At 35.2% G+C, this 12,409-nt stretch carries 7 protein-coding genes; 3 read left to right on the plus strand and 4 right to left on the minus strand.

What is annotated here, in order from left to right:
• Positions 1–42: 42 nt before the first annotated feature.
• The 4 genes from BLV91_RS07825 to BLV91_RS07840 all read right to left on the minus strand — a co-directional run bounded on the left by BLV91_RS07825 (position 43) and on the right by BLV91_RS07840 (position 8,667).
• The gene (locus tag BLV91_RS07825) at positions 43–2,931 is read right to left on the minus strand and encodes an alpha-amylase family glycosyl hydrolase (RefSeq protein WP_091431522.1); all 2,889 of its coding nucleotides are present in this window, start codon (positions 2,929–2,931) and stop codon (positions 43–45) included.
• A 73-nt stretch (positions 2,932–3,004) separates the two neighbouring features.
• On the minus strand, positions 3,005–4,096 hold the full coding sequence (locus tag BLV91_RS07830) for a SusE domain-containing protein (RefSeq protein WP_091431524.1): 1,092 nt from the start codon (positions 4,094–4,096) through the stop codon (positions 3,005–3,007).
• A 21-nt stretch (positions 4,097–4,117) separates the two neighbouring features.
• Positions 4,118–5,710 carry a RagB/SusD family nutrient uptake outer membrane protein gene (locus BLV91_RS07835; RefSeq protein ID WP_091431526.1) on the minus strand — a complete coding sequence of 531 codons (1,593 nt, stop codon included), beginning with the start codon at positions 5,708–5,710 and terminating at the stop codon, positions 4,118–4,120.
• Between the two features lie 17 nt (positions 5,711–5,727).
• Positions 5,728–8,667 (minus strand): SusC/RagA family TonB-linked outer membrane protein, encoded by a 2,940-nt coding sequence (locus tag BLV91_RS07840; RefSeq protein WP_091431529.1) that lies wholly within the window; start codon positions 8,665–8,667, stop codon positions 5,728–5,730.
• A gap of 226 nt (positions 8,668–8,893) precedes the next feature.
• Between BLV91_RS07840 and BLV91_RS07845 the strand changes: the two genes are divergently transcribed.
• From BLV91_RS07845 to pgmB, 3 genes are all read left to right on the plus strand, one after another.
• Complete coding sequence (locus BLV91_RS07845; RefSeq protein WP_091431530.1) at positions 8,894–9,919, plus strand: LacI family DNA-binding transcriptional regulator; 1,026 nt, start codon at positions 8,894–8,896, stop codon at positions 9,917–9,919.
• A gap of 273 nt (positions 9,920–10,192) precedes the next feature.
• Positions 10,193–11,722 (plus strand): MFS transporter, encoded by a 1,530-nt coding sequence (locus tag BLV91_RS07850; RefSeq protein WP_091431532.1) that lies wholly within the window; start codon positions 10,193–10,195, stop codon positions 11,720–11,722.
• On the plus strand, positions 11,715–12,371 hold the full coding sequence (gene pgmB, locus BLV91_RS07855; protein ID WP_091431534.1) for a beta-phosphoglucomutase: 657 nt from the start codon (positions 11,715–11,717) through the stop codon (positions 12,369–12,371). The genes BLV91_RS07850 and pgmB overlap by 8 nt, the downstream gene beginning before the upstream one ends.
• The last annotated feature ends 38 nt before the right edge of the window (positions 12,372–12,409 follow it).

Raw genomic sequence — 12,409 nt, forward strand, 5'->3', positions numbered from 1 at the left:
CCTTACCAGGGACAACTTTTTACAAACTAACTAACAAACTAACTACCTTTTGACAAACTTCATCACTTGAAGTTCCTCGTTATCATTATAGGCTTTTACTACGTAAACACCATTACTTAAATCACTCACATTAAATTGATACGATGCAGCCTGACTCCCATTAAAACTTTTCATTAATTGTCCAGTCACAGAATAAATTTGGACTTTAGAAGCCGCCATATTCAAAGTAAAATAATTAGTTGCAGGATTTGGATATAGATAAATTCCGATTTCTTTTTCAAAATTGGCTATTGCCAAATTAGCAACCTTATTACCATATATTCTAAATTCTCCAGCAGGAATACTAATTGCCGCATTAACATCAGTAACATTAATCGATGTGTTGTCCATTAAATTGTACCAAGTTCCTGTATTAGGAAAACCAGTAGGGACATCTTTAGTTGCCAAGTCAAAATTAGCTAACACTAAAACATCTTTCAGTTGGCTTGACGCCAATGAACTATTAGTGATTTTTATCGTAGGCGTTAGTGATGAACTACTGATAGTTGCTGTTCCTGAAAAAACAGGTTCTTTAATTTTCATCGTTATCATTTTAGCCCAATCCGTATAAATTTTATTTCGATTGTTATCTCCAAGCCAATTGCTTGACCATTGTGGTTGCGGTTTAGTATCTAATTTACAATCTCCAGTAATAGCATCATCAGAAGTATTTACAGAACCATTGTTACATGTAAAAATGGAAAGATCCCATCCCAGCTCACCAAAATGATAAATCATCTTTGGTCCTGGAACCAACAATGTCACAGCTCCTAAAGCGGACATTCTGGAAAGTGCAGTAGCTGGAGTTTTTACATTATATCCATTTAGATTAGCCCCAAATTGTACATTTTTATACATCAAGCGCTCCTCATCATGGCTCTCTGCATAACCCATTAATCTATTCTTTGTAAATCCATGAGCAGTACTACTCATTCTAGAAATGTTATTCTCTGAATTATAACCCATGGTCAACTGATTGTATTGTTCAGTCATTTTACCCCACATCATTATCCCTTTACTAACTGCGTCATCAATTCTATAATTAGCCCATTGTTGTTCCTCTGCATCTGAACCTAAATGCTCAAAAATGGTATAATGTGTTGCATCCAAACTCCAAGAATAGTCTGCGTACGTTTTCAATACCGCTACTCTATCCGCTTGTAATTGATTTGTACAATTATCTTGGCCACCGGCAACACTTGCAGGACAGTTTTGTGTAAAACCTTTGGTTAAATCCCAACGGAATCCGTCAATTTTATATTCTTCAATCCATTGCTTAATTACTCTTTTTACATAGTTTTGAGTTCTTGCTTGCTGATGATTGAAATCACTCCCTACATTATAACTGTGCATGGCTTCTGTATTAAAATAAGGATTTTCAGCTGATGGCGAACCCCAACCGTCACCGTCAGGATCATTCATCCACATACGCACCATAGGGTTTCTTCCGAACGCGTGATTTAAAGCAACATCAAGAATTACGGCAATCCCGTTCTGATGACAAACATCTACCAGTTCCTTGAATTTGCTTGACGTCCCGTAAAACTTATCCAAAGCCATATGAAAAGAAGTATTGTAACCCCAACTTTCATTACCTTCAAATTCCATTACTGGTAATAATTCAATAGCGTTTATCTTTAGATTTTTGAAGTAATCCATTCTATTAATTACACTTTGATAAGTTCTGGCAGCATCAAAATCGCGAACCAAAAGTTCATAAACTACCAGTTTCTCTTTTTCTGGTTTTACAAAATTAGTAGTTGCAGTACTCCACGGATATGGAGTCTGTCCTGTTTGCAAAACTGTAACATCTCTTTGTTGACCTACTGGATAAACAGGCAGATTAGGATAACTTGAAGCTGGAATATAAGGATCGTCATCTGACGACAAAATCAAAGTCGAATATGGATCTGCGGTTTTTACCAACGAAGGAGAGCCTGCAATAGGAGTAGCATCAACCACCCAATATTGATAGGTATAATTTGTACCAGATGTTAATCCAGTTAGTTCTAACCAAAATTTACCTGAGCTAGGATCCTTTTTCATGGCATAGTTAGAATTTGGCTCCCAACCATTAAAACTTCCAGCTACGTATACAAAATCTTTTAGCGGAGCATCTAAAACTAAAGTAGCTTTAGTGGCATCTGCAGCATTATAGTTAATACCGTCCAATAATCCTGAAGGCATTACTGCCGAGATTGTCCCCGGATTAAGAATCACACTGAATTTTTTGCTAACTGTTGTTGCTCCTTGCGTAACTACCAATTCATAGTTTTGATTAGCGGTAATATTTGTATGGTTATAATTGTAACTTGAAGTACTTGCATTTGTATTAATACTTACACCATTAGCCTTTAAATTATAGCTGGCATTACCATTGGTATTATTTGCGGCGATATTAAAACTTCCTCCTGAAGCTATAATCGTCGAACTGTTAACTGCCGGAGAAGTTAAATTCACTTGAAAACTACCAACCTCAGCTAAGATATCTTGTGATTTTTTGTCTCCAGTACCATCTTTAGCTTTAATTAAAAAGCCTATTTTTCCGATTCCTGTAATATTATAATACGCAGTAGGCGTGATTGTTTTTGTATAAATATCAGATCCTGGATTATATGAAAATTTACTCGCTTCGTCAGAAGAAGTCCACGACCCATTCAACGGTGTTCCCTTTTGGTTAGTATCATCAATATCAAAAGCCCATGCCCATAGGTACAAAGCATTTCCAGTTACCCCCCAAGTGCTTTCATTTATACTATTTCCATTAATGGTAATAGTGATGGCTGTCGACTCTTCGAAGGTAGTTGGACTAATGCTATAACTAACAGTTTGTTGTTGGGCGAATGCCCCAATTGATAAGAAAAACAGTATTAAGAGTAGAGTTTTTTTCATAACATTTATTTATTAAATGTGGATTTTATTAAAAAAGGGCTATCCATAAGATAGCCCTTTCAAGTTTAATATATTATTCTTGATTTGGTATCATTAAATAACTACCATCTAAATCATTAAAATAAATTACATATTTAGACTTCGCAACAGGGATATTATCACCAGTTCCTCCTCCTGAGAAAGCTGTTTTACCTCCCCAACTATCAGTCCAAAGATCATTTGCTCTGAATTTTGCTTCACCGTCACCTAATGCAGTAACTCCTAAAGTCCAACTATGAGCGTCAAAACTAGATTTTACCATAGCAGTTGAAGCATCCCAACCTCCAGGAGTACTACTTCCTATAATACCAACAGTAGTGAAGGTTTTAGTTGTTGTACCCGTATAAGGCACTAATGTGTAAGTCAATGCAGTACTATCAAAAGTAAAACTGTAATATCCAGCAGTAGCGATTGTAAATTCACCTGCATTACCGTTAAGTTCAATTGCTGTTGCACTTGCTCTACCTAACTGAAATTCCCAGCTTCCTTTTTTAGATATTAACTTGAAGTTACCTGCGCCAAAGTATCCTGTAAAAGAGTATTTGTTAGCAGCTGTAGTAATTCTAAACATTGGTTGGTGATTCGTATCTGCATTATTATCCCATCCACCTTGAACTGCTGCACCAATTAGGTACCAATCTGTAAATGGATAAGCAATTAAACCAGTATAAGAATTAACTAAAATAGTTAATGGCTTTGCAGAAGTCATTATTTCACCACCTGCTAAGCTTGAGACCACTTTTACATCAAAAGAGCTCGCTACACCTGCAACACCACCTAATTCAACAACAGCTTGATTTAATGTTTTCACACTTACCTCAACTTGTGTCGTACCAGCAGTTCCACCTAATTCGATTGCTTTTGTAAAGTCTCCGCCTTTAACATCAATCATCAGTTTATATCCAATCTGAACATCTCCACCGTATGTAGCAGCTGACCATACAAAACGTTCCGCAACATTATCAGCATTATCTTCTACTAAAGTGTATAATTTATCATTTTGTGGTGCCACTAATTCTGGAGTTTCTATTCCTTGAATTACTGGTCTATCTTGAACGTCTTCAACGCTACAAGACAAAGCAACTACTGCAAATAAAGCAATTATTGATTTTGTTATATTTTTCATTTTTGTTTAGTTTTAATATTATTAATATCCAGGGTTTTGTTGTAATTTACTATTTGATGATAAGGCATTTGCAGGAATAGGGAATAAATCTCTAAATGATTGTGTTGGCGCTCCTCCAGAAACTCCACCTTTAAAAGGCCATAAATAAGCTCCACCAGTGAATTTTCCAAAACGAACTAAATCCGTTCTTCTGTGTCCTTCCCAATGTAATTCTCTTGCTCTCTCGTCTAATATAAAATTCAAGGTTAGATCTCCTGAGCTTACAGCAGCTCCAATTGCTCTTGTACGCAAAGCATTCACATATCCTAAAGCAGTTGCGGCATTTCCACCAGCACCTCTAACGAAACATTCTGCATACATTAAATACGCATCTGCCAAACGGAAAATAGGAAAATCTGAATCTGAGAAATCCCCAGTCTTATCAGAACCTTGTACTCCATTTACAGTCACATTTCTAAACTTTTGAATTGCGTACCCATCAGTAAAAGTCCCTATATCTTTAATTTCTTTAGTTTGTCCTTCTGTATAAAACTGTCCACGTCTATCAGTTGTATTCTCAGTAAACTTGTCTACAAATGCTGCAGTAGTTCTGATTCCAGCCCAACCACCATTGATTCCAAATTCAGCAGCTTTCATGCTTCCACCTACTGGCGCATGCGTCAAGAAAGTAGTTCCACCATAAGTTTGTGTGCGAAGACCATCAAAAGCAATAGCAAAAATAAATTCATTTTGCGAACCATTTTTATCATTATCCGCAAGAAACAACTGATTGTAATTGTTGTGCAATGAATAAGATGAACCAACAATTTTTGTAATTAATGGAACGGCAGCCGCGTAATTATCAGTACCGATATACACTTTTGCATTCATATACAATTTAGCTTGTAACATCCAGGCAGCAGCCTGATCTACACGATACGCCTCATTTGTTTTTGGCGCTTTCATTAACGGAGTAATAGCAGTTAACTCTTCATCAACAAATTTGTACAATTCTGCTCTGGTTGCATACTCTGGGTAATAGAAAGTACTTGGAGAATCTTCAGTAACCAATGAACCACCTCCAAATGTATCAATCAAATGCCAGTACGTCATTGCTCTCAAGAAACGAGCTTCAGCTCTATAAACAGCAATTTCTGCTTTTAATGCAGCATCTATTCCTCTAGCAGCCAATTTCTCATCAGTAGTTTGTTTTAAAAACTCATTACAGTTCACAATTTGAAAAGAGAAACGTGCAAAAGTTGCATTAATAAAACTATCTGAAGAAGTCCATGTTTGAGAATGGAAATCTTTAATAGATCCATCATTCCATCCAATAACTGCTTCGTCAGTTGTCAATTCTTGCATCATCCAGTACCCTCTCACATATTGACTTGTTCCCTCATCAATACCTGAAATATCTGCTTTCCCTGCAGGACCTTGCTGACCTGATGTAGCAAAACCAGCATATAGTTTCGCTAAATTTTGTTTATACGATTCCGGCGAGCTAAAAAACTCCTCACCTGCAACTGAATCTCCGTTATCTGGAGATTGGACTAAATCATTTGTACATGATGGAAAAGTAAGCACCAGCATGAACAAAGAAATACCCAATAATCGTTTATATATATTTTTCATTTTTCTTATTATTTGTATTAGAAATTAACGTTCAAACCTAACGTGAAAGTAATTGGTCGAGGGTATAAATTTTTATCAATACCACCTGAGATCTCTGGGTCTAAGCCATCATAATTAGTTATTACCAAAATATTTTGAGCAGCCAATGTTAATTTAACTAACGACGTAGCGTTTTCTTTTTGATTAAAAGTATAACCCACACTTACATTGTCTAACCTAATAAATGAAGCATCTTGTACGTAATAATCAGAGTGCAATTGAAAGTTATCTGATTTAGCAAAACCAGTTTCTAAAAGATTAGCAACACCATTGCTTAAATCAGTATTTCTAGTTAAAACATTATTAGCAACTCCTTTATTAGAATCGATATTGTTGTAATTGTAATTACCCCATGATCCTCTCCAGTTCATTCCCATATCCCAGTTTTTATAAGATACACTTGTGTTGAATGCATAAAACACATCGGCGGCTGGTTTATGAAAACGGTATTTATCATCACTATTAATGATACCATCTTTATTTCTATCAATAAAAACGCCGTCAAGTGGTTTCCCATCAGCTCCATAAGCTTGCTCATAAACAAAGAATGAACTTGGTGCATAACCTACTTGATGATTTTGAATAGTGTTTCCAGTACCCCCATCAATATCACCTGTATCAATTCCTGGTGTGTTTTCTTGAGTAGTTGTTAACTTAGTAATTTTAGAATTTTGAAAAGTAACGTTTCCACCAACAGTCCATTGGAAATTATCATTTCTCACTGGAATTACTTCTGCAGCTAACTCAAGACCTTTGTTATCAATTGTTCCAACATTGTAGTTGTCTTGATTAGAAAAACCAAAGAAAGACGGGTTGTAAGTATACAATAACAAATCTTTGGTAATTCTTTGATACGCATCAACACTACCAGTAAATCTATTGTTAAACAATCCAAAATCGACACCTACATTTGCAGTTGTTGTTTGTTCCCATTTCAAATTACTATTATAAGGTTCCGGTCTATAAGTTGTATAAAATGTATCCCCTAATTGATATTGAGCAGAATTATTAGACGCTAAATACAAAGGAATAGAAGGATAAAAGCTACCTATATTTTGTTGTCCGGTAATACCCCATCCACCTCTAAGTTTCAAAGCAGAAATACTAGCTACATCTTTTAAGAAGTTTTCTTCGTTTAATTTCCAACCCAAAGCAACTGCCGGGAAGTTTGACCATCTGAAATCTTCAGTAAATCTTGATGTCCCATCTCTTCTATAAGATAAGGTTAACAAATATTTATCTGCAATTGTAATGTTAGTTCTTGCAAAGAATGACTGCAAGTTAAGACGTGTTGGTGTAGATAACTCCACATTAGTGACACCTCTTTCAACATTGTAAGAAGATTTAGTTTTTGATTCTTTAAAATCTTGATAAGTATAGCCTCCTGTTACATCAAACTGTGTATCAATTGCATCTACTTTTTTATTGTAGTTTAAATACAAATCCATCAACTTATTATCACGAGACTCAATGTTTTCATACGTATTACCATATCCTGAACCCGTAAATCCATAACGATAATCTGCTGCTGTATCTCCATATCCTCTACCACTCATTTGATCATAACCAAAGTTAGCTACGGCTTTCAATTCTGGTAAAAAATGCAACTTATAGTCAAACTGAATGTTTCCAATACTTCTGTAAAAACTACCATAGTTATTTTGTTGCTCGATTTGAGAAACTGGATTAACTCCTGCCAATGGATTTATTTCAGTAGGAGAAGTTAGCCATTGAAAATAAGTTCCATCAGCATTTCTAACTGGTTGCGAAGGGTCAAAGCTAACCGCTCCACCAATAGCACCACCATTGCTATAATTACTTTTTATTACCGATGTATTATTATTGATTTCAATTTTCAAATGTTTATCAAAGAAATTTCCTGTTACATTAGCTCCAAGAGTAGTTCTTTGCATGTTATCTCTTCTCAAGATACCATTCAAATTAGCATATCCAACAGAAGCTCTGTACACTACATTATCAACACCACCGCTTAATGCGATATTGTGATCAGTACCTATAGCAGTTCTATAAATTTCATCTTGCCAATCTGTATCAGCAGTACCAACAAGTGCCTTTTGAGCATCATTTCCATTAGCAGCAACAAAATCTTTAAATTGTGTGCTTGATAATGCATCTACTTTTTTAGTAATTTCAGATACTTGAAGATTTCCATTATAAGTTACTTGCAATTCACCTGATTTCCCTTTTTTGGTAGTAATAATAATTACCCCGTTAGAAGCACGTGATCCGTAAATAGCTGTCGCTGAAGCGTCTTTTAATACCGAAATCGATTCAATATTATTTTGATTAATAGTTGATAATGGATTTTTACCACCTTCAACACCACCACTAGCAACTGGCACACCGTCAATAACATACAAAGGGTCATTACTTGCTGACAATGAAGATCCACTTCTAATTCTAATCACTGGATCAACTCCTGGTGAACCACCACCATTAATAATTTGCAATCCAGCCACTTTACCTTGGATCATCTGATCTGCAGAAGTTACTGGCCCTTTATTAAAATCTTTAGTACTCAATACTGTTACCGAACCTGTTAAATCTTTTTTCTTAACTGTACCGTAACCTACTTGAATCACTACCTCTTTAAGTTGATTTGCATCTTCTCCTAAAGAAACAGTTATTGATTTCTGTCCGTTGTAGTTAACAATCGAATTTGTGTATCCTATATAAGAAAAAACGACATTATTCCCTTTCTTTACATTTGAAATCTGGAATTTTCCGTCAAAATCTGTCGAAACACCATTTGTTGTTCCCTGTATATTTACATTTACTCCTGGAATTGGCTGCCCTGAAACTTTATCAAGAACAGTCCCATTAAGTGTATTCTGAGCCAGAATACTTAAAGGCAGTAGCAGTAATAAAAATAACAACTTTTTATAAATTGTTTTCATACTTTTTGTTTAAATTAATTTGATTTTAGTGAATTTTACTCTTACTTCGAATGCTAAATTTATGTAAATATTAACACCTTCGACAAAGACATTTTTTAATAGAGTTACGAAAACGTAATAGTGTTGAAAACTTTCTATTTTATGTAAATTTTTAAGGCATAAATTGCCATAAGTAAAAACAAATTATATCTTTATTACGAAAATAATTATTATCAATATCACAATTATGAAAAGGAAAGTAACGCTCAAACAAATTGCAAAAGAACTTGATGTTTCCATTTCAACTGTATCAAAATCTCTCCGAAATAGTTCAGAAATTGGAGAGGAAACTAGACTAAAAGTTCAGGCATTTGCCAAATTTTATAATTACAAACCCAACAATATTGCCCTTAGTTTAAAAAATAGAAAAACAAAAACAATAGGGATCATTATCCCTGAAATTGTGCATCATTTTTTCTCCACAGTAATTAACGGTATAGAGCAGGTTGCTAATGAACACGGATACAGTGTTATCATATGCTTATCAGACGACTCCTTTGATAAAGAGGTTCTTAATATGGAGATGCTAGCTAATGGTAGCATTGACGGATTCATCATGTCACTATCAAAAGAAACACAGTTCAAGGGAGACTTCCATCATATTACAGAAGTAATAGACCAAGGAATGCCTGTCGTTATGTTTGATAGGGTAACCAATGAAATCCTATGCGACAAAGTGATTATTGATGACAAACAAGCCGCCTATGAAGCGGTTCAAAGCCTAATAGATAAAGGACGAAAGAAAATTGCCCTTGTCACCACAGTTGATTATGTGAGTGTAGGTAAGCTCCGCACGGACGGCTATATCAAGGCATTATTAGATAATGACATCCCTTTTAACGAAAATCTCATCATTAAAATTGAAGATGTTGACACCTGCGAAATAATAATTGGGAAATTATTAGAAGACAAAGCCATCGATGCCGTTTTTGCAGTAAACGAACTTTTTGCAGTAACCATAATTAAAACTGCTAACAAAATAGGGCTTAACGTCCCTAAAGACTTGGCAGTAATCGCTTTTACGGATGGAATCATTTCAAAATACTCCACTCCTACTATTACCACCGTAAGTCAAAGCGGTATAAAAATGGGGAATAGAGCAGCAAAGATGCTAATTGATCGATTAGAAGCAGAAAACGAAGAACAGGAAGATGAAAATTATACAACAGAAGTAATTGAGACTCATTTGATAGAAAGGGAGTCTACCTATTAAGGTTTGAATAAAGAAGCAAGAGTAAAAAAGGGAGAATAGGTTTTTATCAGATCACATTTTACAGTTCAAACCGCTGACTTCTAACTTTTTTTCCTACTTAATTCATTACTACAACCTTGTAGTGAAAAATGTTTCCCAGTTTTTGTTTGCAAAAATAAAAACTGTGAAATAAATTTTTATATTTACCCTATCAAAGCTTTTACTTTTACTTCGAAAAACAAGTAGGTTTTGATAAGCATCGCGCTTATCGTATTAATTATTTAAATTACGATAATGGAAAAGCGTAAATTAAGTTTCTGGCAAATTTGGAACATGAGTTTCGGATTTCTGGGAATTCAAATGGGTTTTGCCTTGCAAAATTCTAATGTCAGCAGAATATTTCAAACTTTAGGCGCTAACATTGACGACATCCCTATTTTATGGGTTGCTGCTCCTATGACTGGTTTAATTATCCAACCAATTATTGGCTATTTTTCTGATAGAACCTGGACAAAATTAGGACGAAGAAAACCTTATTTTTTAGCAGGAGCAATTTTAGCTTCAGCTGCCTTATTTATAATGCCTAATTCACCTGCCCTATGGATTGCAGCAGGAATGTTATGGATTATGGATGCTTCCATTAATGTTTCTATGGAACCGTTTCGTGCTTTTGTTGGAGATAATCTTCCAGAAAAGCAACGTACCATGGGATTTGCCATGCAAAGTTTTTTCATTGGTATTGGTGCTTACTTTGCGTCAAAATTACCTTTGATTTTTACTCATTTAGGCGTTGAAAACACAGCTCCACTTGGTATTATTCCTGACTCAGTTAAATACTCCTTCTATTTTGGTGGAATTGTATTTATCATTACTGTGCTTTGGACTGTAATTACATCTAAAGAATATTCTCCAGAAGAATTAGCCGCTTTTGAAAAACACAAGGAAACTACTTTTATAAAAGAAGAACATTCGGCAGATTGGTTTGCTTCTAATGGGAAATCTCATTTAATGAAGGGAATCCTATTTCTAATTGTAAGTGCACTTTTTTCGTTTGTCATCTACAATTTTGATCTAAAGAAAGATTTATACGTCTTATCACTTGGACTAATTGGTTTAGGTGGATTAGCAATGCTGGTTTCCGGGTTAATGCAGAAGGCAAACAATACCGAAAATGGTTTCGTAACTATTATGAACGATTTTCAGTTTATGCCTAAAATCATGAAACAATTGGCTTGGGTTCAATTCTTTTCTTGGTTTGCACTTTTCTCTATGTGGATTTATACCACCCTAGCCGTGACACAACACATTTATGGCACAACAGATACAACATCTGAAGCCTACAATACTGGTGCCAATCAAGTAGGTGAAATGTTTGCCAATTATAATCTAATTGCTGCAATCGCTTCTTTTTTACTTCCATTATTAGCAAAATATACGAGCCGAAAATTCACACACTTTGTCGCGCTAGTCTGTGGAGGACTCGGACTTATATCTGTTTATTTCATTACTGAACCCACGGCATTCACAATGGAATGGCTTCCAATGATTGGTGTTGGAATCGCTTGGGCAAGTATTTTATCAATACCCTACGCCATGTTATCTGGCTCACTGCCATCTAACAAAATGGGCTATTACATGGGAGTTTTCAACTTCTTTATCGTAATCCCTCAATTAGTTGCTGCATCCATTTTAGGATTTTTAGTTTCTAAATTTTTTGACAACGAACCCATCTATGCACTTTTGATTGGTGGAGCATCCATGATTCTAGCCGGAATTATCGCTCTTACCATTAATGACGAAACAAAAATTACAGTAAATGAATAAGAAAGCATTCATCTTTGACCTTGACGGAGTAATAGTAGATACTGCCCGATACCATTATTTAGCTTGGCAGAAAATAGCCCAGGAATTAAATATAGATTTCACACTCGAACACAACGAACTTTTAAAAGGAGTAAGCCGCGTGCGCTCTCTTGATATCATTTTAGAATTAGGAAAAGTAGAAGCTTCGCAAGAAGACAAAAACAAATGGCTAATTCAAAAAAATGAAGAATACCTATCCTATTTAGTGGATATGGACCAAAGCGAAATTTTACCAGGAGTCATGCCTGTGTTAAAATATTTGAAAGAGAAAAATCAAGCTATTGCATTAGGTTCAGCAAGTAAAAATGCAAGACCTATTTTGGAGAAAACGGGCATCATGCAATACTTTGACGTTATCGTTGATGGAAATGATGTTACCAATGCAAAACCAGATCCTGAAGTTTTCCTGATTGCAGCTAAATTATTAGGAGCAAAACCAGAAGACGCTATCGTTTTTGAAGATTCGGTTGCAGGAGTTCAAGCAGCTAATATTGGAAAAATGACAAGCATCGGAATTGGAGAAGAAAAAACATTACACGAAGCAAAATATATTTATCCGGATTTTACCCATATAGATATGCGTTTCATTGAAGGACTAATTAATAAATAAACAGATAGAATAAAAAGAAACAAGAGGTTATAGAAACA

The organism is Flavobacterium degerlachei (genome assembly GCF_900106645.1).
GTDB classification, from domain to species: domain Bacteria; phylum Bacteroidota; class Bacteroidia; order Flavobacteriales; family Flavobacteriaceae; genus Flavobacterium; species Flavobacterium degerlachei.